This window comes from Nocardiopsis sp. NPDC055879, from assembly GCF_053615935.1.
Window position 1 is genome coordinate 1 of record NZ_JBSHCT010000017.1, and the last position, 26,865, is coordinate 26,865.

At 70.1% G+C, this 26,865-nt stretch carries 21 protein-coding genes; 14 read left to right on the top strand and 7 right to left on the bottom strand.

The features are described 5' to 3' along the window. Positions 1-300 (top strand): IS200/IS605 family transposase (tnpA, locus tag ACWGKS_RS20300; protein ID WP_452523522.1); only part of this gene is annotated, 300 nt, incomplete at its 5' end. A gap of 242 nt (positions 301-542) precedes the next feature. Here tnpA and ACWGKS_RS20305 read toward each other — a convergent pair. Next, a complete protein-coding gene (locus ACWGKS_RS20305) occupies positions 543-734 on the bottom strand; it encodes a hypothetical protein (protein ID WP_358509714.1) in 192 nt (63 codons plus the stop codon). Between the two features lie 421 nt (positions 735-1,155). On the opposite strand from ACWGKS_RS20305, the gene ACWGKS_RS20310 reads away from it, so the two are divergent. Next, a complete protein-coding gene (locus tag ACWGKS_RS20310; RefSeq protein ID WP_358509533.1) occupies positions 1,156-2,280 on the top strand; it encodes a calcium:proton antiporter in 1,125 nt (374 codons plus the stop codon). 7 nt (positions 2,281-2,287) lie between these two features. Here ACWGKS_RS20310 and ACWGKS_RS20315 read toward each other — a convergent pair whose 3' ends face one another. Beyond that, positions 2,288-3,136, bottom strand: a complete 849-nt coding sequence (locus tag ACWGKS_RS20315) for an SGNH/GDSL hydrolase family protein (RefSeq protein WP_452523524.1) — start codon at positions 3,134-3,136, stop codon at positions 2,288-2,290. 112 nt (positions 3,137-3,248) lie between these two features. On the opposite strand from ACWGKS_RS20315, the gene ACWGKS_RS20320 reads away from it, so the two are divergent. Genes ACWGKS_RS20320 through ACWGKS_RS20330 form a run of 3 tightly spaced genes read left to right on the top strand, consistent with a single transcriptional unit; the run spans position 3,249 to position 5,856 of the window. Continuing rightward, positions 3,249-3,923, top strand: coding sequence for a response regulator transcription factor (locus ACWGKS_RS20320; protein WP_358509539.1), 675 nt, complete (start codon positions 3,249-3,251; stop codon positions 3,921-3,923). After that, entirely contained in the window at positions 3,923-5,362 is a 1,440-nt protein-coding gene (locus tag ACWGKS_RS20325; RefSeq protein ID WP_358509542.1) for a HAMP domain-containing sensor histidine kinase, read from the top strand. Before ACWGKS_RS20320 ends, ACWGKS_RS20325 begins: the two co-directional genes overlap by 1 nt. Before the next feature lie 20 nt (positions 5,363-5,382). Next, the gene (locus ACWGKS_RS20330; RefSeq protein WP_452523526.1) at positions 5,383-5,856 is read left to right on the top strand and encodes a hypothetical protein; all 474 of its coding nucleotides are present in this window, start codon (positions 5,383-5,385) and stop codon (positions 5,854-5,856) included. Between the two features lie 16 nt (positions 5,857-5,872). Here the strand turns inward: ACWGKS_RS20330 and ACWGKS_RS20335 are convergent, their stop codons facing one another. Further along, on the bottom strand, positions 5,873-7,087 hold the full coding sequence (locus ACWGKS_RS20335) for an acyltransferase family protein (RefSeq protein ID WP_358509547.1): 1,215 nt from the start codon (positions 7,085-7,087) through the stop codon (positions 5,873-5,875). A gap of 251 nt (positions 7,088-7,338) precedes the next feature. On the opposite strand from ACWGKS_RS20335, the gene mtr reads away from it, so the two are divergent. The 7 genes from mtr (at position 7,339) to ACWGKS_RS20370 (ending at position 18,074) form a co-directional block, all read left to right on the top strand. Beyond that, positions 7,339-8,748 (top strand): mycothione reductase, encoded by a 1,410-nt coding sequence (mtr, locus tag ACWGKS_RS20340; RefSeq protein WP_358509549.1) that lies wholly within the window; start codon positions 7,339-7,341, stop codon positions 8,746-8,748. Positions 8,749-9,019: 271 nt separating this feature from the next. Then, entirely contained in the window at positions 9,020-12,451 is a 3,432-nt protein-coding gene (locus tag ACWGKS_RS20345) for a phosphodiester glycosidase family protein (protein WP_452523529.1), read from the top strand. A gap of 209 nt (positions 12,452-12,660) precedes the next feature. After that, positions 12,661-13,749 carry a hypothetical protein gene (locus ACWGKS_RS20350; protein WP_358509555.1) on the top strand — a complete coding sequence of 363 codons (1,089 nt, stop codon included), beginning with the start codon at positions 12,661-12,663 and terminating at the stop codon, positions 13,747-13,749. A gap of 398 nt (positions 13,750-14,147) precedes the next feature. Continuing rightward, entirely contained in the window at positions 14,148-15,173 is a 1,026-nt protein-coding gene (locus ACWGKS_RS20355) for an iron-siderophore ABC transporter substrate-binding protein (RefSeq protein WP_358509558.1), read from the top strand. Continuing rightward, complete coding sequence (locus ACWGKS_RS20360; protein ID WP_358509560.1) at positions 15,170-16,216, top strand: FecCD family ABC transporter permease; 1,047 nt, start codon at positions 15,170-15,172, stop codon at positions 16,214-16,216. The genes ACWGKS_RS20355 and ACWGKS_RS20360 overlap by 4 nt, the downstream gene beginning before the upstream one ends. Beyond that, entirely contained in the window at positions 16,213-17,265 is a 1,053-nt protein-coding gene (locus ACWGKS_RS20365; RefSeq protein ID WP_358509563.1) for a FecCD family ABC transporter permease, read from the top strand. Before ACWGKS_RS20360 ends, ACWGKS_RS20365 begins: the two co-directional genes overlap by 4 nt. After that, positions 17,262-18,074, top strand: coding sequence for an ABC transporter ATP-binding protein (locus tag ACWGKS_RS20370; protein WP_358509566.1), 813 nt, complete (start codon positions 17,262-17,264; stop codon positions 18,072-18,074). The genes ACWGKS_RS20365 and ACWGKS_RS20370 overlap by 4 nt, the downstream gene beginning before the upstream one ends. A gap of 70 nt (positions 18,075-18,144) precedes the next feature. On the opposite strand, the gene ACWGKS_RS20375 is transcribed toward ACWGKS_RS20370, so the two are convergent. The 3 genes from ACWGKS_RS20375 to ACWGKS_RS20385 form a co-directional block, all read right to left on the bottom strand. Further along, positions 18,145-19,143 (bottom strand): iron-siderophore ABC transporter substrate-binding protein, encoded by a 999-nt coding sequence (locus tag ACWGKS_RS20375; protein WP_358509569.1) that lies wholly within the window; start codon positions 19,141-19,143, stop codon positions 18,145-18,147. A gap of 102 nt (positions 19,144-19,245) precedes the next feature. Then, a complete protein-coding gene (locus ACWGKS_RS20380; RefSeq protein WP_358509571.1) occupies positions 19,246-20,040 on the bottom strand; it encodes an ABC transporter ATP-binding protein in 795 nt (264 codons plus the stop codon). 11 nt (positions 20,041-20,051) lie between these two features. Further along, positions 20,052-22,454, bottom strand: coding sequence for an FtsX-like permease family protein (locus tag ACWGKS_RS20385; RefSeq protein ID WP_452523533.1), 2,403 nt, complete (start codon positions 22,452-22,454; stop codon positions 20,052-20,054). A 374-nt stretch (positions 22,455-22,828) separates the two neighbouring features. Between ACWGKS_RS20385 and ACWGKS_RS20390 the strand changes: the two genes are divergently transcribed. Both ACWGKS_RS20390 and ACWGKS_RS20395 read left to right on the top strand, forming a co-directional pair. Next, entirely contained in the window at positions 22,829-24,586 is a 1,758-nt protein-coding gene (locus ACWGKS_RS20390) for an ABC transporter ATP-binding protein (protein ID WP_358509577.1), read from the top strand. Continuing rightward, the gene (locus ACWGKS_RS20395) at positions 24,583-26,391 is read left to right on the top strand and encodes an ABC transporter ATP-binding protein (RefSeq protein ID WP_452523535.1); all 1,809 of its coding nucleotides are present in this window, start codon (positions 24,583-24,585) and stop codon (positions 26,389-26,391) included. The genes ACWGKS_RS20390 and ACWGKS_RS20395 overlap by 4 nt, the downstream gene beginning before the upstream one ends. 75 nt (positions 26,392-26,466) lie before the next feature. Here ACWGKS_RS20395 and ACWGKS_RS20400 read toward each other — a convergent pair whose 3' ends face one another. Next, positions 26,467-26,766, bottom strand: coding sequence for a WhiB family transcriptional regulator (locus ACWGKS_RS20400; RefSeq protein WP_358509580.1), 300 nt, complete (start codon positions 26,764-26,766; stop codon positions 26,467-26,469). Positions 26,767-26,865: the final 99 nt, after the last annotated feature.

Consider the following 26,865-nt stretch of genomic DNA (forward strand, 5'->3'; position numbering starts at 1 on the left):
TGCGAAGAGATCATGCGAGCCGTCTGTGCCGACTTCGAAACCGAGTTGGTCGAGTTCAACGGCGAACGCGATCACGTCCACCTGCTCGTGCGCTACCCGCCCAAGGTCGCCATCTCCCGACTGGTCGGCTCTCTCAATGGCGTATCCGCCCGCAGGCTCCGCCAAGAGTTCCCCGGCCACCTTCGCAAGTACTTGCGGGGCGACCACTTCTGGTCCCCGTCCTACTTTGCCGCGTCCTGCGGCGGCGCCCCGTTGGTGATCATCAAGGAGTACATCGAGAACCAGAAGCGTCCAGGCTGAGGTCAACAGTGCAAACCCGTGCTCTGGTGCGGGTCACCGCTATCTTGAGAAGCGATTCCTCCCGGGCGTGAACGCCCGGGGTTCCTCGCTAGATCAGGCTGAAAACGCCGCGAGGACCTCCTCGGAGGTCCTCGCGAACCCCGCCTGAGCCGGGGCGTCGAAGGAGGGCGGGTCCTCGGGGTGTCCGGGCGTCGGGACCCCGTTCCCGCTGTGCGCGGGACGACCGCCGCCCGGACGCGGCACTAGGCCCGCTGGTGCGCCTTCCATGACCGGTGGAGTTCACGCCGACGCTCGTACTCCCTCTTCAGGCGTTGCCGCGGATCGGTTTCAGTGCTCAACGCAGGCGGGCCCATGACGTGCAGGAGCGCGTAGTTGATGCGGAACCCCGTCCTGTACAGCAACGAGAACGAGTCTTTTCCACGCGGCTTGTCCATCGCCGTCCATTCACTGTTCGCCGGGATCGCGGAAGCGGGCCGCGAGGGTGTCATCGAGCAGGGAATCCATCGCCGTGAAATCTGCGGCCTTCCCCGTCCAGCAGCGTATCCGCCCGGTTCTCACCGTCCTGGTCGGCCCGTCCCATACGAGAGTCGAGCGGAGGACGTGGCGCGGGAAGGTGGCCGTTCCGGTGGTGTCCTGGCGGGGGACCCGACTGAAACGGGCTAGGGTCGGAGCACGGTTACACGACCCGACCACCGCGAGCGATCCGTGGGTGGGCCGGGTACCATCGGGCGTTGAAGAGCCCCGGTCGGGACGACCTACCGGTGATAGCGCGAGCAGGGACGACCCAGCAGAAACGGACACCTGTCTGTGTCTTTGTCTTTCACGGCTACTCTCCGCACCGTCATCACCCCCGGTGTGATCCTCCGCCTCCTCCTGGGCTGGGGCGCGTTCCTCGCCCTCCTGGTCGCGCGACCGTTGCTGTCCACACATCTGCCGACGCCGGTACTGGTGAGCGCGCTGGCGGCGATCATCACCGTGATCGTGGTGTGCGCCTTCGGTGTGGTCGGCGAGGCCGAGCACCTGGCACGCCGTCTGGGCGACCCGTACGGCACGTTGGTGCTGACGCTGTCGATCGTGCTCATCGAGGTCATCCTCATTTCCGCGGTGATGCTCGGCCCGGGTGAGCACGCCACCATCGCCCGCGACTCCGTCATGGCGGTGTCGATGATCATCTTGAACCTCGTCATCGGCGTCGGCCTGCTCGTCGGCGGGATGAGGCACCGCGACCTGCGCCCGAACCGCACCGGCGTGTCCGCCTACCTGTCACTCCTGGTCGTCCTCATCACGGTCGCCTTCGCGCTGCCCGGTCTCATCGGCGTCGACGGTGCCTACACCGCCGGGCAGGCGATCCCGATCATCCTGCTCACGGTGATCCTCTACGCGTTCTTCCTGTACCGGCAGATGGGCGCCCAGCGCGAGGACTTCCAGGAGGTCGCCCCCGGGCCGGGTCCTTCCGAAACCGTCGACCCCGCCGCCGGGCAGGTCACCGAAGAGCGCCCATCGGTGCTCGGTGTGATCTCCCGACACCGGGCGGAGGTGACCCTGCGAGCGCTCGTCCTGGTGACCACGGTGATCCCGATCGTGCTGCTCTCCCACGACATGGCCACGCTTCTCGACGACGGCCTCGATCGGGCGGGCGCTCCGGTCGCGCTCTCGGGCATCCTCATCGCGATGATCGTGTTCCTGCCCGAGACGATCACGGCGATCCGCGCCGCGCACATCGGGGAGATCCAGCGTGTGAGCAACCTCTGTCACGGTGCCCTCGTCTCCACGGTCGGGCTCACCATCCCCGCCGTGCTCACCACCGGTCTCCTGACCGGGAAGACGGTCGTCCTGGCGGAGAGCCCGGCCGACCTGGCGCTGCTCGCGGTGACGCTGCTGTTGACCCTGACGACCTTCTCGGGAAATCGAGTGACCGCGCTGCACGGCGCCGCCCACCTTCTGGTGTTCGTGCTCTACGGGCTCACCGTCTTCGCTTGAGGGCCGGTCAGCACGCTCCGAACCGGTCGTCCGAGGCCCAACCGGTGTCGGCCCACTCCTCGGGCGCCGCCGGGGTGATGTCGGGGAATCGACCTTGCAGCTCGTCGAGCATCCAGTGGGTCAGCCGGGCGGCGCCCTGGGGGCACAGGTGGATGCCGTCGGGGTTGCGGTCGGGTTCACCGTCCCTGCTCGCCCGGTAGTCCTCTCCCCAGACCTCACCGGCCTCCAGGACCTCGGCCCGGCCCTCGGAGTCGGCCGCGACCGAGCGCGCCACCTCCGGGGCCCGGTCCAGGTCCTCCATGTGGGGTTCGTAGAACTCGTCGGGTTCGATCGGTGGCATGGTGACGAAGAGCAGCGTCGCGTCGACCTCGGTGACGGTGTCCACCAACTTCTCGTAGCCCTCCCGTTGCTCCTTTTCGGTGCCCCAGTCGTATCCGGTGATCTGGTAGATGACCAGGCCGGGTTCGGCGGTCTCGACCTCCTCGGGCAACGTCTCCCACTGTTCCTCGGAGAACGGCCCGACGACGTTGCCCCCGCCATCGGAGGCGAGTGACTCGAACTCGACCCCGCTCGCTTCGAAGGCCGCGTCCAAGGCGAGTGCGACGTCCTGGCCAACGGAGTCGCCGAGCAGGAGGACCTTGGGCGGTGCCGTCGTGGTCCGTGCGTCCGAGGCCGGGGGCGTGGACGGGGTGTCCGCTTCGGAGGAGCCGGTACAGGCGGTCGACGCCAGAGCCAGCGAAGTCAGGGCGGCGGTCGTGGCCAGGGCCGTTCGACCGCGGGGAGAGATGGAGGCGGGCCCGGTGATCGTCCCGGTCCGCGTGGGTGACGTCGTGTCGGGGTTCTGTGTCGTGGTCATGGCACCGATCGTCCCCAGGCGGTGTCCCGGTGCCTGCGCCGTCATGTCGCGGATGTGTCGCAGAACCTCCGCCGCCCCGCCCGGGAAGGTCACGACGACCCATACTGGACGCGTGACGGAGATCCTGCTCATCGAAGACGATCCGCTGCTACGACGCGGAATGCAGCTCGCCCTGTCCAGGCACGGCCACGAGGTCCGCACGGCGGACACGGGCGAGGAGGGGCTGCGCGAGTTCCGCGAGAGGAGACCGGGCATCGTGGTGCTCGACCTGATGCTGCCGGGCATGGACGGGTTCCAGGTCTGCCGTCGCATCCGGGCCGAGGGCGAGGTGCCCGTGATCATGCTGACCGCCCGAGGCGACGACTTCGACGTCATCGGTGGCCTGGAGGCGGGTGCCGACGACTACGTGGTCAAACCGGTCCAACCCACCGTGCTCGACGCACGCGTTCGCGCCGTGCTGCGACGCACGGTCGACGTGTCGAACGAGGTGCGGGTCCACCGCGACCTGCGCGTCGACACGGTGTCGCTGACGGTGACGGTGGGCGAGGCGCCCGTCATGCTGACCCCGACCGAGATGCGCCTGCTGCTCACCCTGTCCCGGTCGCCCGAGCGGGTGTACAGCAGGCAGCGACTGCTTGAGGAGGTCTGGGAGCACGACTACCTCGGCGACTCCCGGCTCGTGGACAACTGTGTGCAGCGACTGAGGGCGAAGATCGAGGCCGACCCCGCAGCGCCGGTGTACGTCCAGACCGTGCGCGGGTTCGGTTACCGGTTCGGGCCGGTGTGATGGGTCGCTGGTGGCCCCGAGGTCTGCGCCCTCGCCTGTTGGCGGGCTTCGCGCTGGTCACGGTACTGGGGTCGCTGGCCGCGACCTGGGCCATCACCGAATCGGCCGGCGAGGCGCTGGTGGCCTCGAACCAGCGGCGAATCTCGGAGACCGTCTCCGCGCAGATCGGCGCGGTCGCCCACGAGGTCTCCCATCCGCCCGACCAGGCCGCGCTCGACCGTCTACGCGACAGTGTGGGCACCGACACCCTGGTGGTCTTCGAGGACCTGCGATCGGTCGACGGGACGGAGACCGACCTGATCACCGACGGGTTGCGCGAGGCGGTGCGGGAGGGGGACCGCGTCGTCACCCAACGCGTCGTCGACGCGGACCGACCATGGCTCCTGGTGGGCGCCCCCGTCATGATCACCGCGCCGGACGGTGAGCGCACCCCGTCCGGGATCGAGGTGTACGCCGTGCGGGACCTGTCGGCGGTGCAGGAGGAGGTCGACGCCCTGGTGAGGGCGGCGGCAGTCGCGGGCGCGGCGGTGCTTCTCCTGGCCGCCCTTTTGGCCCTCTTCACCGCACGTGGGGTGCTCCGCCCGGTCCGCGAGCTCCGAGACACCGCGCGGAGACTGTCCGCCGGTGACCTGGACGCGCGGACCGAACCACAGGGGGTGGACGAGCTGGCCGAACTCACCGTCACGATCAACGAGATGGCGGAGTCGGTCCAGGGCTCCATGGCGACCATGGAGAGGATGCGGGCCGACGCCAGGAGGTTCGCCGCGGACGTCTCCCACGAGCTGCGCACCCCGCTGAGCACGTTGACGGCGGTGACCGAGGTCCTGGCGGCCTCAACGGAGGACATGGCGGAGGACGCCAGGGAATCGGCGCGGATGGCCATCAGCGAGACCCGACGGCTGGTCCGATTGGTCGAGGACCTGATGGAGGTCTCCCGATTCGACGCCGGATCGGCCCACCTGCGAGAGGAGGAGGTGGACATGGTCTCGGCGGTCCGCGACACCCTGCGGGCCCGAGACCGGCTCGACCAGGTCGAACTCCACGCTCCTGAGGAGTTGCCCGTGCGCGTGGATCGTCGACGGCTGGACGTGATCGTGGCCAACCTGGTCGGCAACGCCCTGCGGCACGGGGAACCTCCTGTGCGAGTGGGCGTCTTCGCCGACCGGACCCATGTGAACCTCGTGGTGACCGACGGAGGACCGGGCTTGGCCGAACACGTGGTGCCGCACGTGTTCGACCGGTTCTTCAAGGCCGACGCCGCACGTACCCGCACCCCGGGCAGCGGGCTCGGACTGGCCATCGCGCTGGAGAACGCCCGCCTGCACGACGGTGACCTCACCGCCGGTAACGGTGACGATGGTGGTGCGCGTTTCGTACTGCGGCTGCCCAGAGCACCCGGGGACATCGATCCGGGCCGGGAGCGGGGGGTGCGGGGGTGAGATCGGACTTTTCTGCGACGGTGGTGTGTGCGCTGGTGTCGGTGCTCCTGGTCGCCGCGGTGGGCTGCGGGGTCCGGCCCTCCGGTGTCTCCGACGCGGGTGAGGCGCCCACCGGTGTGGCCCCCGGGATGACGTTGTACTTCGTGGACGACAACGATGAACTCCGGCCCCAATTTCGGCGAACCCAGCGCCTGGGCACGGTTTCCGACGCGGTGTCGTTGTTGTTGACCGGCCCGGGCGATTCCGGGGTGCGAACGGAGATCGCGTCGACGTCGGTCACCAGCGTCGAGGTGACGACCCACCCCGAGGCGATCGAGTTGCGGGTGCCCCTGGACATCGGCGACGTGACCCCGATGGGCATCGACCAGATCGTGTGCACCGCGCGGACCTCTCATGTGCAGAACGGCGGATCCGAGCGAACGCGTGTACGGATCCGCTTCGTGCAGTTCACCCCCGAATCGGAGGTACACCGCACCTGCCCCCTGTACGAGTGAGCGCCGCGTCGGAGCGTCAATCCAGTTTGGTCACGTCCACCGTGGCCGGTGGGGGAGCGGGGAGGAGCAGCCACAGCAGGGCGAGGGCGACCATGACGGCCGCGAACGCCACCAGGCCCCCGCGTCCCCTGGCCCATTTCGCGTGGAACCGGACCGGATCCTCGACGAGGTACTTCGACAGCACGGCCGCACCGATGGACACGGCGCTCACGACCAGGGTCCAGGTCCATCCGTGGAGCCCGGTCACCTCGGGGGAGAGCAGCACGATGACCGGCCAGTGCCACAGGTACAGGCTGTAGGAGATCAGTCCCGTCCACCGCAACGGCCCCCAGGCCAGGATCCGCGCGACGGTGGTCCGCGGCGCGTGCGCGATCACGGCGATCAGCATGGCGGCCGCCATCGAGTGCGCGAACAGGCCGCCGGTGAACAACCATGGCGAGGTCGTGCCGTCGACCAGGACCCAGGACACACCGAGTCCGAGCGCCGCCACGACCAGTGCGGCTCCCGCCCATCGATCGACCCCTCGGGCCAGAGCGTCACGGACGGGAGGTGTGGCGACCAACGCGCCCAGCAGAACGGAAAAGGCCCGGGTGTCGGTACCGATGTAGACACGGGTGGGGTCCGCCGGGTCGACCAGACAGATCATCAGGACGAGGGAGAGGGCCGAGCCCGCGGCGGCGACCCCCGCCACCCAACGGTCGGGAGCGCTGAGGAGCCGCGCGGCCACCAGCAGTAACACCGGCCACACCAGGTAGAACTGTTCCTCGACCGCGATGCTCCACAGATGTTCGAACACGCGGGCCGAGCCGAAGGCGTCCCAGTACCCCGCCGACTCCGCGATCAGATGCCAGTTGAGGACGTTGAGCTGTACCCACGGTCCGTCCGCGAGCGTGGTGCGCACCATGTCGGGCGGCCCGAAGGACCAGACCAGCAGGGTGACGGTGGTGAGCATGACGACCAGGGCAGGTAGCAGTCGGCGGATCCTCCGCCCCAGGAACGCTCCGAGCGACACGTTCGCGCTCTCCCGGATCTCGCGCAGCAGCAGGTCCGTGATGAGGTAGCCGGAGAGGACGAAGAACAGGTCGACCCCGAGGAACCCACCGGACAGGTGGCCGGTGTGGAACAGCAGCACCCCGATGACCGCCACGCCCCTGAGCCCGTCCAACGCGGGTACGTGTGTTCTGCGGGTGGGAGGGGCCGGGGAGCGCGCGGTGGTCGGGTTCCGAGTCATGTGGAGAAGGGTGTCCGGCGCCGATGTTCGCCTCGTCCCCGGGATGTCCCGACTCCGTCGCAGAGCCCCTCGGGTGGTCGGACGAGGGGCTCTGCGACGGATCGGAATATCGCCGTCCGGGCCGTCCTTGGGTACTCGTGTGCGCTCGGATCGGGTGTCGGGGTCCCTGAGACCCTGGGGTGTCCAGGGTGGGGCCGGGCATCGGGTCCACCCTGGACGCGCACGCGCAGAACCCGTAGTGAGGACATGACATGGACGCCCCTGCCAGTGACATCGTGGTGGATCACCACTACGACCTGGTCATCATCGGTACCGGATCGGGGAACTCGATTCCCGGCCCCGAGTTCGAGGACCGGTCGATCGCGATCATCGAGAAGGGGACGTTCGGCGGTACCTGTCTCAACGTCGGCTGCATCCCGACGAAGATGTTCGTCCACGCCGCCGACACCGCGCTGGAGACCGCCCAGGCCGGGCGGCTGGGTCTGAACGCCCGGGTCGACTCGGTGGACTGGCAGGGCATCGTCGGCCGGATCTTCGAGGACCGCGTCGACCCGATCGCCGCCGGTGGCGAGGAGTACCGTCGCGGCCCGAAGACCCCCAACATCGACGTCTACGACCAGCACGCCGTGTTCGTGGGCGAGCGTACCCTGCGCACCGGTCAAGGCGATGAGCAGAAGATCATCTCCGGTGACCAGGTGGTCATCGCCGCCGGTTCTCGACCCTTCGTCCCCAACGCCATCGAGGCCTCGGGGGTGCGCTACCACACCAACGAGGACGTCATGCGGCTGCCGGAGCCGCCGAAGTCGCTGGTCATCGTGGGCGGCGGCTTCATCGCGATGGAGTTCGCCCACGTCTTCGACGCGTTGGGCTCCGACGTCACGATCATCTCCCGCTCGGCGCTGATGCGCGGACTGGACAAGGACCTGGGCGAGCGGTTCAACGCACTGGCCGCGGAGCGATACCGCCTCATCTGCGGCCCCACCGCGATCGGCGCCGACGAGTCGGAGGGCGAGGTGACCGTCCGTCTCGACGACGGCTCCTCCGTGACCGGTGACGTGCTGCTGGTGGCCACCGGGCGGGTGCCCAACGGCGACCGATTGGACCTGGCCTCCGGCGGGATCGAGATGACCGACGAGGGAGGCGTCGAGGTCGACGAGTACGGCCGCTCGACCTCGGCGAAGGGCGTCTGGGCCCTAGGCGACGTGTCCTCGCCCTACATGCTCAAACACGTGGCCAACGCGGAGATGCGGGCGGTGCGCCACAACCTGCTCCACCCGGACGACCTGCGTAAGATGCCGCACGACCACGTTCCCGCGGCCACCTTCACCCACCCGCAGATCGCCACCGTCGGGATGACCGAGGCCCAGGCCCGCGAACGGGGCCACAACGTGACGGTCAAGGTGCAAAGGTACGGGGACGTCGCCTACGGCTGGGCGCTGGAGGACACCACCGGTATCTGCAAACTGATCGCCGACCGCGACACCGGCAAGTTGCTCGGCGCGCACTACATGGGTCCTCAAGCGGCCACCCTGATCCAGCAGATGATCACCGTCCTGGCCTTCGACCTGGACGTGCGTCGGGTCGCGACGGAGCAGTACTGGATCCACCCGGCGCTGCCCGAGGTCACCGAGAACGCCCTACTGGGCCTGGAGTTCGATTGATCGAGCGTTCCGACGGGTCGCGGTGACCGTTCCCGCGACCCGTCGGGTACATGACGAGCACGCCGCCTCCAGGTGAAATCTGCCTGAGAGGCGGCCCGCCCGGCGGCGACGGTGAAGAGGCCTCTGTGCAGGTGCCCGGCGCATCGCCGGTCCGGGCCGAGGAGTCGATCGGAATTCGGGGTGCGTTGGCTTCCTACCCAAGAGGGTCGCCCGGTGGTAGGAAGTCAACGCAAAGGGTTCCCCCCGTACATCCCCCGCCCGGAGGCTTCCCATGGATCGCCGGTGGTCGATTCGTTCACGCACGCGTGCCATCGTGGCCGCGGGCTCCGCTCTGGCCCTCACCCTCACCCTCACCTCGGTCGCGAGCGCGGACACCGATGATCCGCGCGAGCGCACCGGGTTCAGCGAGACCGTCGAGATCCCACCGGCCGGCTCGGTCGCCCGGGCCGAGGACCCCGCGCCGAGACTGGAGACCTTCGACACCGAACGCCCGGTCGCCCCCGGTGTCACGCTGAACTCCTTCGACGCCTACGGGCCCGACGCCTACACCGGGACGCCGAACTGGTTGCAGGGCGACCTGCTGACCACCGACCTCACCGGCGGAGTCAGCGTGGACTACCTGTTCCCCGGACAGGTGACCGAAACAGCGCCGGTGAGCGAGCAGGCGGACGAGGTCGAAGCGGTCGCCGCGGTGAACGGCGACTTCTTCGACATCAACGCCTCCGGTGCCTCGCAGGGCGTGGCCGTGCGGGACGGTGAACTGATCCAGTCGCCGATCGCCGGCGACTACCGGGAGTCCGCCGCGATCTTCACCCCCGACGGGCTCGGCTCGATCGGTGAGGTGTTCTTCGAGGGCACCGTGGAGCTGCCCAGCGGCGAGGCGCCGTCGCTGGACGCGATCAACAAGCCGGCGCTGGGCACGGGCGAGATCGCCGCGTTCACCCCGCTGTGGGGAAGCTACTGCCGTTGCCGGGCCACCGAGGACGCGACGCGGACGCTGGAGGTCGTGGTCACCGACGGCGTGGTCGCCGAGATCGTGGACGAGCCGCGCGAAGGAGAGATCGCCCACGACGCCTTCGTCCTGGTCGGTCGGGAGGACGGCGCCCAGACCCTGTCCGCACTGGAGGTGGGCGACGCGGTCGGTATCGACTACGACGCGAGGGCCGCCCAGGACCAAGAGATCCACGCCGCGCTGAACGGCCGTCAGATGCTCGTCGTCGACGGGCAGGCCCAGGAAGCGAGCGAGAACGACAACACCCCGGGCGCCCCGCGCATGGCCATCGGCTTCTCCGAAGACGGCTCGCGGATGTACCTGCTCAGCGTCGACGGTCGGCAGCCGTCCTTCGCCGAGGGGGTGGGCCTGGACGAGTTGGGTCGGATGATGGTCGAGGCCGGCGCGCACACCGCGGTCAACCTCGACGGCGGCGGCTCGGCCACCATGGTCGCGCGCACCCCGGGTGGGGACCGTGTCCAGGTCGAGAACCGCCCCTCCGACGGGGAGGAACGCTCCGTGCCCAACGGGCTCGCCCTGTTCGCCCCCCAGGGCAGCGGCCGGCTCGACGGGTTCTGGGTGCGGACCCGGGTCGAACCCGAACGCGCCGAGGGCTCCGGCCACGTCGCGCCCGGCCGCCCCGACCGCGTCTTCCCCGGCCTGACCCGGACACTCACCGCGGCCGGCCATGACGAGACCTACGCGCCGGTGGAGAGCGACCCGATCTGGCGCTCCGACGACAACGGGGTCGGTTCGGTGGATCGGGAGGGCGTGTTCACCGCCCACGCGGCCGGTACCGCCACCGTCACCGCCAGGGAGCGCGGCGCCACGGGCGACGTCGACCTGACCGTGCTGGGCGAGCTCACCCGGATCGAGACCACCCCCGAACGGGTGGGACTCACCGACGCCGAGGCCGCCACCGTGATCGAGGTCATCGGCTACGACGCCAACGGATTCACCGCGCCGATCGAGGCCGCCGACGTCGAAACGAGCATCGACGAGTCCGTCGCGGAGGTCTCGGTGACCGAGGACGGGAGGTTCGAGATCCGGGCCGTCACCGACAGCGGAGCGACGCTCGCCACGATCCGGGTCGGTGAGGTCGAGACGACCCTCGCGGTCACCGTCGGTCTGGACGAGGTCGTCGTCGCCGACTTCGAGGACGCGGCCGACTGGTCCTACTTCGGTGAGCGCGCCGAAGGGGAGGTCGCGGTGGCCGAGGGGCGGGAAGGCGACGGGGTCGGTCTGACCTACGACTTCACCACCTCCACCGGGACCCGTACCGGCGGCGCCCTGCCACCCGGTGAGGAACTACGGATCCCCGGCCGGCCGCGGGAGCTGCGTGCCTGGGTGCACTCCGAGGGCAACGGGGAGTGGGCGAGCATGCAGGTCTGGGACGGGACCGGCCAGTTGCTGCCCGCGATGCGCGCCGGATACCTGGACGAACCGGGCTGGCGGCAGGTGGCCTTCGAAGTGCCACCGGGCACGCGATACCCGATCTCACTGCGCCGGATCTACTTCGCCGAGACCGAACCCGACGCGAGTTATCACGGCGAGGTGATCGTCGACGACCTGACCGCGATGGTGCCGCCACCGTTGGACGTGCCGCCCACCGAACCGGTCGTCGACCCGGTGGTGGCGCCCGGCGAGACCGTGGCCGGGCAGGACTGGCGGTTCGCCGTGTTGTCCGACGCCCAGTTCGTCGCCCGAGACCCCGACAGCGAGATCGTCGCCAACACCCGGCGCGCGCTCCGCGAGATCCGAGAGAGCGACGCCGAGTTCCTCATCATCAACGGTGACCTCGTGGACGAGGCCGCGCCGGAGGACTTCGCGCTGGCCCGACGCATCCTCGACGAGGAACTGGAGGGTGAGCTGCCCTACCACTACGTACCGGGCAACCACGAGGTGTCCGAGGGGACGTTGGAGAACTTCCGGGACGCGTTCGGGGAGACCCGTCGGGTGGTCGACCACCACGGCACCAGGTTCATCCTCCTGGACACGGCACGGCTCTCCTACCGGGCCGGCGACTGGTCGCAACTGCCGCTGCTGCGCGAGGAACTCGACGCCGCGGCCGAGGACCCCGCCGTGACCTCGGTCGTGGTGGCCCAGCACGTGCCCTTCCGCGACCCGCTGCCCTCCAAGGCCAGCGAGCTGTCGGACCGCAAGGAGGCGACCACCGTCGAGAACTGGCTGGCCGACTTCCAGTCCGACAGCGGCAAGGGCGTGGCGTTCATCGGAGCGCACGTCGGCGTCTTCCACGCCGACCGGGTGGACGGTGTGCCCTACGTCATCAACGGCAACGTGGGCAAGAACCCCTCGGCCGGTCCCGCGGACGGCGGCTTCACCGGCTGGTCGTTGTGGGGGATCGACACCGGTGGTGACCCCACGGCGGACTGGGTGACGACCCAAACGCGCCCCCACGTGGACGGGCTGGAACTGGACGCGCCGACCTCGGTCGCGGTCGGAGAAAGGGCCGAGGTCACCGCGACGGTGGACAACGACGGCACCGCGCTGCCGGTCACCTACCCGGTGAGCGCGGACTGGTCCGGTTCCGAGGACGTCCACATCGGGCCGGTCGACGAGGCCGACGCCGATCACGTGGCCGCCTTCGATCCGCGGACCGGCCGGTTGAGCGCGTTGGCAGAGGCGACCATCGAACTCGACGTCACCGTGAACGGCGTCACCGAAGGGGTCGTCATCGAATTGACGCCCTGACCTCGGGCTTGCACGGGAGCGCCTCAGGGCCGTCCGCCGGTAGGAGGAGACCCTGAGGCCCCCGGTCTCGGTTCGGCGCCTGTCGGCACCCAGGGAAAGCGCATACCCGCCAGGAAAGCGCACGTCATCCCCGCAGCGGAGAGAAGGCGCTTACCTGGGTCGGTCTCACATCGAGACGGGTTGTCGGCGCGAGCCCCTAGCCTCTCGCCATGACGCGATTGGTGTGTACCGACGAGACGATGTCCGGCGATCGTGAAGAGGCGCTGATACACGACTTCGACGGGTTCTACGAGTTCGAGACCGCGTTGGTGGCCACGATCGAACGGGAAGGCGCGCCGGCGGCGTGCGAAATGCTCCTCGCGGACAAGGAGGGGATCGGCACCTCGGAGAACCTGAGGAGACTTTCCGAGAACATCCGACTCCTGATGCTCGAAGCCTTCACGGACCTGTACGAATCGGCTGGTTCGGCGGCCCGACGCGAGTCCATTCTCCTCACGCACGCGTTGCTGTCGTTTTCCTCGGGCAGGCCGGATGATCGTTTGGCGAGCGCACGCCAGGAGGCTTTGAAGGCCGTTCCGAGAAGACGCCACGGTATCCACTTCGCAGTGGAAATGGCATGGGTCGAGCTGGCCTCCGGGCGGGGTGTCCCAGTGGACTTGGGCGCGGAAATGCGACGCGCGGACGCCGCCGGCAACTCCTTCAAGGTGAAAGAGCTGAAGAAGACCGTGCCGATGCTGGACGATCACCACCCGCCGCTCAACGAGGGCCAACCGTGGACGGATCGCGCGCTCGCCGAACTCGTGGAGTTGCCGGCCGCATGGACCGATCTGCTCAGGCACGCGGTCACCGCGAGGGCCCCTCGTCCTGGCGCGGCGTGGGAGAGGAAGGGTCGGGCGCTGCTCGCCGAGCTCGACGCGGAGGCGTTCCGGGACCGGTCCCTGGGCTGGCTGTCGTTGGCGAGCGATCCGCGCACGGTCGAGAATTTCGACGACCACAACCACTTCGCGACCCGTGGCCTGGTGTGGCTGCTGTCGTTCCTGCCGCAAGACCCACGGACGGTTCGCGGTCTGGGGTCGGTGCTGGAGGAGTCCTTGCGAAAGGCGCCGGGCATCGGGCCGGCCCTGCCCAAGCTCGCCAACGCCTGCGCGAACGCCCTGGGCGCGATGGAGGGACAGGCGGCTCTGGCCGAGCTCGCCCGGCTCACCACCCGGGTGACCTACAAGTCGACCCTCAGGCTCCTCGAAAAGGCTTTGGACGCGCGGGCTCAGGCCTTGAACGTGAGTCGTGAGGACCTCTAGGAACCGACCGTGCCGGCCTGCGCTGGTACAACGCCACCGGCAAGCGGGTGAAATCGGTTTCGGCCCCGGTCCGTGGTCGTGAGCGCCGTCGCGGCCACGGACTCGGCTGACCGGAACGTCGGCTGGAGCCGGTGTTCCGGGGGCCGAACGCTGCGATTTGTCCGTTTCGCGAATGTCTGTGTCACATCTGCGTGATTGCACGGTCGGGCCTTGCGCTCTAAGTTCGGTTAGGCAACCCTTACCTTTCGGGGTGGTCCTCGGTGCGCGCACCGAGCGGCCTTTCTCGGCGCATCCCCATGACCTCACCGAACGTCGCCGCGTCGAACCGATGAGTCATGCGCTCAAGGGCGGGTTGCGCCGACTCCAGGGGCATCTGGCCCCACAACCGAAAGGACACCATGCGCCACGTGACAAGGACGGTCGCCCTCTCCACGGCCGCGCTGTTGGCGGTCGGACTCGTGGCGTGCTCCTCGGACACCCCCGACGAGGAGGCCCAGGCCTCCGGGGACTGGACGCCGATCACCATCGAGCACGCCCTGGGCACCACCACCATCGAGTCCCAGCCCGAGCGCGTCGCCACCGTCGCCTGGGCCAACCACGAGGTCCCCCTCGCGCTGGGCGTGGTCCCCGTCGGTATGGCCGCCGCCAACTTCGGCGACGACAACGACGACGGTGTCCTGCCCTGGGTGGAGGAGAAGCTGGAGGAACTCGACGCCGAGACCCCCGTGCTGTTCGACGAGACCGACGGCATCGACTTCGAGGCCGTGGCCGACACCGCCCCCGACGTCATCCTGGCCGGCTACTCCGGCCTGACCCAGGAGGAGTACGACACCCTCAGCGAGATCGCCCCCGTCGTCGCCTACCCCGAGACCCCGTGGGGCACCGCCTGGCGGGAGATGATCGAGTTCAACAGCAAGGGCCTGGGCCTGGAGGAAGAGGGCCAAGAGCTCATCGGCGAGCTGGAGACCGAGATCGAGGCCACCGCGGCCGAGTACGCGCAGATCGAGGGACGGGCCACCATGTTCCTCACCCACGTGGACACCACCGACCTCAGTGAGGTCAGCTTCTACACCGCCCACGACACCCGGGCGATGTTCTTCGAGGACCTGGGCATGGCCACCCCCGGCAGCATCGCCGACGCCACCGCCGAGACCGACCAGTTCGCCCTGACCCGCACCGCCGAGCAGGCCGACGTCTTCGACGACGTCGACATCATCGTCACCTACGGCGGTGACGACCTGGTCGAGTCCCTGGAGGGCGACGAACTGCTGTCCCAGATGCCCGCCGTCGAGAACGGCGCCGTGGTGAACCTGCCCGGCGACGACCCCCTGGGCACCGCCGCCAACCCCACCCCGCTGTCCATCTCCTGGGTCCTGGACGACTACCTGTCGCTGCTGGCCGAGGCCGCGGACGGGGCGCAGTGACCTCGACCCTCACCCCGCCGCCCGCCGGGGACGTCGCCGCCGTGCGACGCCCCCGGCGGCTGCGGGCCCTCTGGCTGCCCGCCGTGGCCCTGGTCCTGGTCGCCCTGATGTTCGCCTCCGTGGCCGTGGGATCGCGCGAGGTCGGCTGGGCCGACATCGTGGCCGCCCTCGGCGGTTCGGCGGAGGGCTTCGACCAGGCCGCCGTCGCCAAGCGCATCCCCCGCACCCTGCTGGCCGTGCTCGCCGGCGCCGCCCTGGGCGTCGCCGGCACCGTCATGCAGGGCGTGACCCGCAACCCGATCGCCGATCCGGGCATCCTCGGTGTGAACATGGGAGCCTCCCTGGCCGTGGTCGTGGGCATGGCCACCTTCGGTCTGAGCTCGGCCGCCTCCTACGTGTGGGTGGCCATCGTCGGCGCCGGGGCCAGCGCCGTGTTCGTCTACGTGATCGGCTCCCTGGGGCGGGGCGGAGCGACCCCGCTCAAGCTGGCCCTGGCCGGAACGGCGACCTCCGCGGCCCTGGCCTCGTTCATCAGCGCCGTCGTGCTGCCGCGCAACGATCTGGCCGGAGGAGTGCGTTCCTGGCAGATCGGCGGGGTGGGCGGCGGAACCTACGACAGCCTGAACCAGATCCTGCCGTTCGTCGCGGTGGGCTTCGTGCTGTGCCTGTTCTGCGCGCGCGGGCTCAACATGCTCGCGCTGGGCGACGACCTGGCCGCCGGCCTGGGCGAACGCGTCGCCGTGGCCCGCGGGACCGCGGCCCTGGGCGCCGTCGTGCTGTGCGGGGCCACGACCGCGGTCACCGGCCCCATCGCCTTCGTCGGTCTGGTGGTGCCGCACGTGTGCCGGCTGCTGGTGGGTCCCGACCACCGGTGGCTGGTCCCCTTCTCCGCCTTGGGCGGGGCCGCCCTGCTCACCGCCGCCGACATCGTCGGCCGGATCGTGGCCAGGCCCGCCCAGATCGACGTGGGCATCGTGACCGCGCTGGTCGGCGCCCCGTTCTTCATCTACATCGTCCGCCGTCAGAAGGTCCGTGCCCTGTGATTCCGTCCCTGCCCACCACCGGGTCCACCCTGGAGTCCGTGACCCGGGGCCGCCTGCGCCGCGCGCGCAGGCGGGGCACGGTCATCGTGGTCCTGGCCGTGCTCGTCGTCGCCGTGTTCGTCCTGACCCTGATGGTCGGCAAGACCTTCTACCCGCTCGGTGACGTGTGGCGGGTGGTCTTGGGCCAGGACGTGCCCGGAGCCTCCTTCACGGTCGGTCGACTACGGCTGCCCAGGGCGGTGCTCGCCGTGGTGGCCGGGATGAGCTTCGGCCTGGCCGGTGTCACCTTCCAGACCATGCTGCGCAACCCGCTGGCCAGCCCCGACATCATCGGGATCAGCTCCGGGGCCAGTGCCGCCGCCGTCTTCGCGATCGTCGTGCTCGGGCTGAGCGGCACCGCGGTGTCGGTGGTGGCGATCGTCGCCGCGCTGGGCGTGTCCACCCTCGTGTACCTGTTGTCGTTCAAGGGAGGGGTGGCCGGGACCCGGCTCATCCTCATCGGCATCGGTGTGGCCGCCATGCTCGACAGCGTCGTCTCCTACATCCTGGACCAGGCGCCCGACTGGGACCTGCAGGAGGCCATGCGCTGGTTGACCGGCAGCCTCAACGGCACCGACTGGAACCAGGTCCTGCCGGTGGTGGTCGCCCTGGCCCTCATCGGTCCGGTGCTGTTGTCCCAGGCCCAGAACCTGGCCCTGTTCCAGTTGGGCGACGACACCGCCTCGGCCCTGGGCGTACGGGTGAACCGCACTCGGTTGCTGGCGGTCACCGCCGCAGTGGGACTCATCGCCTTCGCCACCGCCGCGGCCGGTCCCATCGCGTTCGTGGCGTTCCTTTGCGGCCCCATCGCCGCCCGCCTGGTGGGCCCCAACGGGTTCCTGCTGCTGCCCTCGGCCCTGGTGGGGGCGTTGCTGGTGCTGGTCGCCGACCTGGTCGGCCAGTTCCTGTTGGGCACGCGCTTCCCGGTCGGTGTGGTCACCGGCGTGCTCGGTGCCCCCTACCTCGTCTACCTCATCGTCCGTACCAACCGCGCCGGAGGATCCCTGTGACCACGGACCACTCGCTGATCGTCGAGGACCTCACCCTGGGGTACCAGGACCGCGTCGTCATCGACGCCCTGGACCTGGCCATCCCGCCCGGCCGGATCACCGCGATCGTGGGCGCCAACGCCTGCGGCAAGTCGACCCTGCTGCGGTCGATGTCGCGGCTGCTGGCGCCCAAGGGAGGGCGGGTGCTGTTGGACGGCGAACAGGTGCACCGGATGCCCTCCAAGGAGGTGGCCCGCACGCTCGGTCTGCTTCCGCAGTCGCCGATCGCCCCGGAGGGCATCACCGTCGGTGACCTGGTCGGACGCGGTCGCCACCCCCACCAGCGGGTGCTGTCCCGGTGGAGCCGTGAGGACGACGAGGCCGTCGCGGAGGCCTTGGACGCCACCGGCATCGCCGACCTGGTCGACCGGCCCGTGGACGAGTTGTCGGGGGGACAGCGTCAGCGGGTGTGGATCGCGATGGCCCTGGCCCAGCACACCGACCTGTTGTTGCTGGACGAGCCCACCACGTTCCTGGACGTCAGCCACCAGGTGGAGGTGTTGGACCTGCTCACCGACCTCAACCGGTCGCTGGGCACCACGATCGTGCTGGTGTTGCACGACCTCAACCTGGCGGCCCGCTACGCCGACCACCTGGTCGCCCTGGCGCGGGGGAGACTGCACGCGGAGGGGACGCCCGAGCTGGTGCTCACCCCCGAGACGGTGGAGGCGGTGTTCGGGCTGCGCAGTCGCATCATCGTCGACCCCACCTCCGGCAAGCCGCTGATGTTGCCCATCGGCCGACACCACGAGGTCGTGGAGGCCGGCTGACCCCGATCGGCGCACGAAGAAGGGGGCTCCCACCACGTGATGGGAGCCCCCTTTCGGTGTTCGCGGGGGATCAGTCCTCCAGGGACTCCTGGATCATCGGGACGACCTCGTCCAGGGCGTGGTGGACGCCCAGGGTGGAACCGCTGGAGAAGGCGTTGGCCAACTGCGGGTCGTCCAGGACGATCAGTCGGCCGTCCTCGGCGGCGGGGATGCCCTGCAGGACCGGGTCCTCGTTGAGGAAGTCGGCGGTGTCACCGATGGGGAAGACCACGGTCAGGTCGGCGTCCAGCTCCTCGACGAGCTCCGAGCTCAGGTCGACGTAGAACGCCCCGTCGGCCATCTCCTCCAGCTCGGGCTTGTACTCGAAGCCCAGCTCGGTGAGCACGTCCACGCGGGTGTCGCCGGGCACGTAGGCGCCGTACTGGCCGTCGAAGTAGGCGCCGACCGCGATGGTCAGGTCCTCGAACTCCGGGTTCTCCTCGCGCAGCTGCGCGAACCGCTCCTCCAGCTCGGTGATGAGTTCCTCGCCCCGCGGCTCCTCGCCCAGGACCTGGGCGACCTGGCGGGTCTGACCCTGCCAGGTGGTGCCGTAGGTGACCTCCACGTCGGAGGGAGGGCCGACCACGGGGGCGACCGGGGAGAGCAGGTCGTAGCGCTCCTGGGAGTTGTCGGATCGGGTGTCGAGGATGACGTCCGGCTCCAGGGAGGCGATGGCCTCCAGGTTCGGTTCCATGGTGCCGACCTCGGCCGGCTCTGAGTCGAGCAGCTCGGCGGCCCAGGGACCCACGTAGGGCGCTCCGTAGGCCTGCCAGTCGGCCACGCCCACCGGCTGCACGCCCAGGGCCAACGCGGTCTCGGCGTCCGACCAGCCCATCGCGACGACGTTCTCGGGATGGTCCTCGATCTCCACGTCACCGAACAGGGTATCGACGGTGACGGGGTATCCCTCGGCGGTGGGGCCGGAGGAATCGGAGGAGTCCGTGCCCCCGCCACCACAGGCGGCGAGCAGGACGGTGGACAGGGCGCCGGCGGCGATCATGCCGACACGAGTGGGCGGACCGGGGATCAATGGAACCTCGCTGAATGGCGTTTAGCTTAGCCTTGCCTAAGCGTGATTTGACCAGGTTATCGCCATCCCGAGGCCTATGTGAACACGGGGCCCGCGGCCTGGTCAGAACCCCAGGCCACGCAGCCACGCGATCAGGTCGTCCTCACGCTCACTCGCCCGTTCCGGACTCCAGGACCCCATCTCACGCGAGTCCACCAAGGCCCCGTCGCGCAGGTAGACCACACGATCCGCCCGCGCCGCGCAGCCCGGGTCGTGCGTGACCATGACCAGCGTCGTTCCCGACAGGTGCACGTCGGTGAGCGCGTCCATCACCTCCTCGGTCATCCTGCTGTTCAGCGCGCCGGTGGGTTCGTCGGCGAACAACAGGGACGGTTCGCACACCAGGGCGCGGCAGATCGAGGCCCGCTGCAACTGGCCGCCGGAGACCTGGGTGATGCCATGCCGGCGCACGTGTGCGATCCCGAACCGCTCCAGCAGCGCGTCCACGCGGGCGATCGCCCCCTTCTTGTCCTTGGGGGCGGCCTGGAGGGCGGGCAACAGGATGTTGTCGCCGATGTTGAGATTGGCCAGGAAGTGCGCCTGCTGGAAGACGAATCCCATCCGAGTCAACCGGACCCGGCTCATCTCCCGGTCGTCCAGGGACGTCAGGTCCCGCCCCTCCAACAGCACGCTCCCCTCGGTGGGGCGGTCCATGCCGCTGATCGTGTAGAGCAGCGTCGACTTGCCCGAACCCGACGCGCCCATCACGACGAGGAACTCCCCGCTCGCCACGGACAGGTCGACATCGTCGATGACCCGGGTGGGCGGGTCGGTGGAGTGGTAGGTCTTGGTCAGACCCCGAGAGGCCAGCGCGATCCGCGCCCGCTCCGTCAAGGGCTCTGTCGTGGGCTGTGTCATGGAAGGGCCTCTCAACCTCGGAGCCACGTGCTCTTGTCCACGCGGCGGAGCGGCGCGGTGAGCGCCACGGCGATCAGGTGTCCGGTGGTGATCAGGGCCAGGGGATAGGCCACGTACACCAGCCACGGGTTCGGCAGGAACTCCAGGTGCGCGAGCCCCAGCCCCGCCGCGGACAGCAGCGAACCGACCATGGGTTCCCCGGCCGTGGCCGCGAACACCGTGCCCAGGACGGTGCCGACCACCACGGCGAGGAAGGTCTTGCCGCGCACCTGGGCGATGATCTCCCCGGTGGAGAAGCCGATCGCGGACAGTACGCCCATCCGCGTGCGCTCCCGCGTCAGGCGCAGCCGCAGGAACAGGCCGGTGATGAGCGCCGCGACCCCGAGCGCGAAGACGAAGGAGACCAGGGCGGCGCCCTGCAGGGCCCCGGTCACCTGCGACAGGGTCTGGCGCACGTACTCGCGCATCGGGATCACCGTGGCGGTGTCGAAGCGTTCGTCGTACTCCGTCGCGATCGTGGCGGCGTCGGTGCCCGGGTCCGTGTTCGCGTAGACCATGTGGCCCGCCGCCCCGGTGACCTCCTCACCATGGGCCTTGGCGGTGAACCCTCCGCTGGTGACGTCCTGGTAGACGCCGCTGACGGTGAGCGTGGTCTCCTCCCCACCTCGGCGCACGGCCAACCCGTCACCGATCGAGAGCCCGTACGCGTCCGCGTTCAGCACCGACAGGGCGATCTCGCCGGGGCCGGGGCTCCCGCCGCGCGCGTACGCGATCGCGTCGGGGTCGTGCTCGCCCACCTCCACCCGCAGGGTCTCCCACCCCTCCTCGCCCTCGGCCTCGTACAACAAGGTGGAGAAGGCGCGCACGTCGGTCAGTCGTTCGTCCTCGCGCATGCTCCTCAGCAGTTCGTCGCGGACCTCGTCGACGTCCTCGGAGAAGAGCAGGTCGGCGCGCAGGTCGCTCTCCGCGGCCCCCATATAGGTGACGAAGCGAGGGCTCTCGAAGGTGCCGAGCAGGTTGGCGGGCAGCGTCATCAACACGGTGGCCAGGAAGAACACGAGGGGGAGCAGCACCCACTGGCCGGCCTCGGCGCGCAGGTCCAGCAGGGCCAGACGGCCGTTCACCCCCAGCCCACGGGTCGAGGCGAGGGCGGTGCCGCGCACCCGTCGCGCCCGCCTCCGGTCCCGGCGCGCGGCCCGTTTCTCGTCCAGGACACTGCCGTGGACCAGGGCGCCCACGACCTCGATCCGACGCACCCGGCGCAGGACGGCACGACACAGTAGTAGGACGAACGCGTACACCAGGGCGAGCGCGGCCACCGGCACCACGAACGAGGCGAGGCCCAGCGGCGCTTCGGCGTAGTCCATCCGCGCGCCCCGTGTGAGCAGACCCGTGGCCACGATCGCCGACAGACCCCCGAGGACACACGCCAGGGCGGTCAGGACGCTGTACTTGGTCAGGTACAGCCCGGAGATCGCCCGATCGGGCAGACCGATGGCCTTCATCGCGCCGATCTCGCGGACCTCGTCCTCCAAGGTCCCGCGGATCACGAAGCGCACGTTGAGCAGCGCGATCACGATGAGCAGCAGACTCACGAACACCAGCGCCATCGCGACCAGTCCGTCGCCGAACGCGTTGACCAGGCGGATCATCTGGTAGGTGACGGCCTGTCCGTTCTTGGGCAGCGCCTCATCGGCCTCATAGGCGCGCTGGAGGTCGGCGGCCGAACCGGCGTCGTTCAGTCGGTACTCTACGATGCTCTCGGGGGCGCCTACGCCCGCGTCCTCCAGAGTCTCGAAGTCGGCCTCGGAGACCACGAATCGGGTCGCCGAGGACAGTGACGAGGCCATCTGCGCGTCGCGCACGAACCCGGCCACGCGCAGCTCCAGGGAACCGGAGTCGGTGGCGATCCGGAGCACGTCGCCGACCCGCAGGTCGAAGGCGGTGCGGTGGGCCACCGGGAGGTGGATCTCGCTGGGGGAGGGGTGCGGGGCGGCGCCGGTCTCGTCCAGGAGGAGGTCGAACTCCTCGTTCTGGGTCGTGAAGAGTTGGTCGATGAGACTGTCGGAGAGGTCACCGGACTCACCGGTGTGGGAACGCTCCCAGGACAGGGCCGCGCCATCGAGTCCGATCGCCTCGACGACGTGCCAGGCCTCGATCTCCGGGTGCCGGTCGGCGAAGCGCTCCAGTGCGTCGGTGTCGATGTCGCCGACGTGCATCTGCAGGAAGTGGGGCGGCCTGGCCTGTTCGAAGAGTTCGTCGACCGACCCGAGCATGCGCTCCATGACCATGGCGCCGGTGGCCATGAGGAACGCGCTGAGCGTCAGGACCACCAGGAGCGCCAGGTGCACGCCCTTGTTCCCGGTCAGGTCGTTGTAGGCGTAGCGCAGATATAAGGAGCCCTTCGTCTCCACCGTGATCTCCCTGCCTCGTCCGGCCGCTGGAGTACCGGTCCGTGGGTTCCGGGAAGGGAACCCGTCCGATCAACGTAGGCCGATGCGAGGGTCGGGCGCATCGGGGGAGGACCCCGCACTGTGACGGAGACAACCCCGATTATACCGAGGGTCCGTGCCCTGGTAAGGGTCCGGGACGAGGCGGCTTCCCGGGCACGTCGACACCCACCGTGAGTGAGGTTAGGCTTACCGATGGTCTGCCGGGAGAAGCGGGCATACGGCGTCGAATCGCACATCCCATGGTCGGGTGTGCCACCCGACCCGGCTACCCTGCCCGAGGATCGACCACCCCGGGCGGCCACCGAGAAAACGACGATCAGGGACGACGGACGAACATGACCACAGCCGAGGGACGGGCCGCTCCCGAACCCGCCTCCCCCACCTCATCCGCACCCGTCCCCACCAGCGCGTCCGCCCTACGTTCACGCTCCCTGCGCCGGCATCGCGGCCGCATCACCCTCGGCGTCGCCCTGCTGTCCACGCACCAACTGTGCGAGGTGCTCGTCCCCGTCGTCATCGGCCTCACCATCGACACGGCCGTCGCCACCGGCGACATCACCGCCCTGCTGTGGTGCGTGTCCGGGCTGATCCTGCTCTTCACCTGCCTGGCACTGGCCTACCGCACCGGCGCCCGCCTCACCCTGGGCGTCGTCGAACGCGAGGCCCACCTGCTGCGCCTGGAATCGGCCCGCCGCGTCCTGCATCCGCGAGGACAACGCAGCGGTCTGCGCTCCGGCGAACTACTGTCCGTGGCCACCTCCGACGCCGAACAGGCCGCCACCTATGCCCGCGCCTGGGCCGCGGGCATCGCCCAGGTCACCGCGATCGTGGTCACCACCATCGTGCTGCTCACCATCAACGTCCCGCTCGGTCTCGGAGTGCTCCTGGGCCTGCCCCTGATGCTCCTGCTGCTGCGTGTGCCCGCCGCACGCATCGCCCGACGCACCGAGGCCAAGCAGGCCACCGCCGCGCGTGCCACCGCCATGGCCACCGACCTGGTCGGCGGCCTGCGCGTGCTCATGGGTATCGGTGCCCGCCACAACGCCTCCCTGCGCTACGGCCGGTCCAGCGACCGCGCCCTGACCGCGTCGGTCGGCGCCGCCGCCAGCAACGGCGTCTACAAGGGACTGGTCACCGCGTCGGGCGCCGTCTTCCTGGCCTGCGTGGCCGGTGCCTCCGGATGGATGGCCCTCCAAGGACACCTCACCATCGGCGAACTCATCATCGTCGTGGGCCTGGCCCAGTTCCTCGCCGAACCCATCCAGGGGTTGGGGATGGTCGGCCAGATGTTCGCCATCGCCCGAGCCTCCGCCCGACGCCTGGTGCGACTGCTCAACGCCCCCGACGCCGTCACCCCCGGCGAGCGAGACCTGCCCCAAGGCCCGCCCGAACACGAACCCCTGGTCGAACTCCGCGAGGTCGGCCACCGCACCCTGGACGGCGTCGACCTCACCCTGCGCCCCGGAGAGTTCCTCGGCGTGCTCGCCACCGACCCCCGCGACGCCGAGGCCCTCGTCGACCTCCTGGCCGGTCGCGCCGCCGACGCCCGCGGAACCACCCTGGTCGCCGGTGTCCCCCTCGCCGAACTCGACCTTGCCTCCCTGCGCGGTACCGTCCTGGTCGAGGAACACGGCAGCTTCCTGTTCGAGGGCACCCTGCGCTCCAACCTGACCACCGGCGACCTCGACGAGGACCACCTGCTCACCGCACTCGACGCGGCCGCCGCCGGTGAACTCGTCACCGGCCACCTCGACGGCCTCGACCGTCCCATCACCGACCGCGCCGGCAACCTCTCCGGCGGCCAACGCCAACGCGTGGCCCTGGCCCGCGCGCTGGCCGCCGCCCCGCCCGTGCTCGTCCTGCACGACCCCACCACCGCGGTCGACGCCGTCACCGAGGAGGCCATCGCCCAGGGCACCGCCGCGCTGCGCGCCGCCCACGGCGGCGGCACCATCGTCATCGCGAGCAGCCCGGCGCTGCTCGCCCGCGCCGACCGCGTCCTGGTCCTGCGCGAGGGTCGCGTGCGCGCGCAGGACACCCACATCCGACTGGCCGAGGACGACCCCCACTACCGCGAGGCGGTCCTGCGTTGAGCACCGAAACCATCCACCACGAGGTCGAGGACCCCCTCGAAGGCCCCCGAACCCCGACCGCGACCACCGAACTGCTGCCCACGGCCACGGCCCGCCGCACCTGGGCGGTGTTCCTCCAAGGGCTGCGCGCCCGCCCCGGAACCTCCGCCCTGGCGCTGCTCACCGTCCTTGCCGGCAGCGCCGCCGGACTCGTCGCCCCCTGGGTACTGGGCGGCATGGTCGACGACATCAACGACGGCGCCGGGGCCGAGGCCATCCTGCGCTCGGCCGCGCTCATCGCCGCCGCCGCGGCCATCGGTGGCGTCCTCGTCGGACTGGGGGCCTGGCAGGTCAGCCGGCTCGGCGAGACCATCCTGGCCCGCCTGCGCGAACGCGTCATGCGCCGCGTCCTGCACATGCCCGCCGTCCGTCTGGAACGCGTGCGCATCGGGGACCTGCTCTCCCGCGTGGGCGACGACGTCGCCGTGGTCACCAACGCCATCGCCCGCAACGGTCCGGAGGTCGTCACCGCCCTGGCCACCGTCGTGCTCACCACCGCGGGCATGGCCGCCCTGGACTGGCGTCTGGGCCTGGCCGGACTGGCCGCCCTGCCGTTCTACGTGTGGGCGGTGCGCTGGTACATGCCGCTCTCGGGCCCCTTCTACGCCCGCGAACGCGTGGCCATGGGCGAGCGTTCGCACGCCATGATGGGCGCCCTACGCGGACGCGACACCGTGCGCGCCTACCGGCTGGAGGCCGAACACGAGGAACGCATCGCCGACCGTTCGCTGAGCGCCATGCGGCTCACCCTGGACGTGTTCCGCCTGTTCACCAGGCTCGGAGCCCGCATGAACGGCTCCGAACTGGTCGGCCTGGGCACCGTGCTCGTCGTCGGGTTCTGGTTGGTGCGCGGTGACCTGGCCACAGTCGGGATGGTCACCGCCGCCGCCCTGTACTTCCACCGGCTGTTCGGACCCGTCGGGTTCCTGGTGATGACCTTCAACGACGTCCAGCAGGCGGGGGCGAGCCTGGCCCGCCTGGCCGGGGTGGTGGACCTGCCGGAGGCGGAGGACCCCGGCGCCGAGGAGGGGCCGGCCGGGTCGTCCTTGCACGTGGACGCGGTGAGCCACGTCTACGCCACCGACGCGCCCAAGGCCCTGGACCGGGTCTCGCTCACCGTCGCCCCGGGCGAGCGCGTCGCCCTGGTGGGGGCCAGCGGCGCCGGAAAGACCACCCTGGCCGCCGTGGTCAGCGGCCTGCGCACACCCACTTCGGGCACCGTGTGCCTGGGCGGGATCCCCCTGGAGGAGATGGGGGAGCGGCGAGTGCGCGAGCACGTGTTCCTGGTCAGCCAGGAGACGCACGTGTTCGCCGGAACCCTCCTGGAGGACCTGCGCCTGGTCCGGGCCGAGGCCACCGCCGCCGAGGCCGAGGAGGCGTTGGAGACGGTGGGCGCCCTGGACTGGGTGCGCGCCCTGCCCGAGGGGATCGACACCGTGGTGGGCGAGGGCGGACACGCCCTCACCGCCGAGCAGGCCCAGCACCTGGCCCTGGCCCGGTTGGCGCTGGCCGACCCGGACCTGGCGGTGCTGGACGAGGCCACCGCCGAGGCCGGCAGCTCCGGCGCCCGTCGACTGGAGGAGGCCGCCGTGGCCGCCACCAAGGGCCGCACCACCCTGGTGGTCGCCCACCGGCTCACCCAGGCGGCCACCGCCGACCGGGTGGTCGTCATGGACCAGGGCCGGATCGTGGAGCAGGGGCCGCACGAGGAACTGGTCGCCCTGGAGGGCCGCTACGCACGTCTTTGGCGCAGCTGGCAACGCTGACCCGTGTCGATACCGCTCCGGCCCCGCGCTCAACCGAGCGCGGGGCCGGAGCGTGGGGTAAGACCCTCCAAGGACTCAGGCGGCGTTGGCGCGGCGCAGACGACGGCGACGCTCGGAGGTGCGCTCGTCCTCGTTCTGGCCGCCCCAGGTGCCGTACTTCTCCGGGCGTGAGACCGCGTGGTCCAGACAGGAGGTGCGCACCGGGCACCCCGCGCAGACCTGCTTGGCCCGGCGCTCACGCATCTCGCGCTGTGGCCAGGACTCCTCTTCGGGACCGAAGAAGAGCGCGAGGTCCTCGCCTCGGCAGGCTGCGGCGTCCTGCCACCCCCAGCTCGGGGTCGGGAGCAACGCGGAACGACGACGGGGCCGGGACATGTGGGAACCACCTTTTCGAACAACACAGGCCAAGAGGGCGATTACGGGTCACCGATGGCTGATCGCCGTGCGATCGCCAATACGCCGGAGGGACGCCTA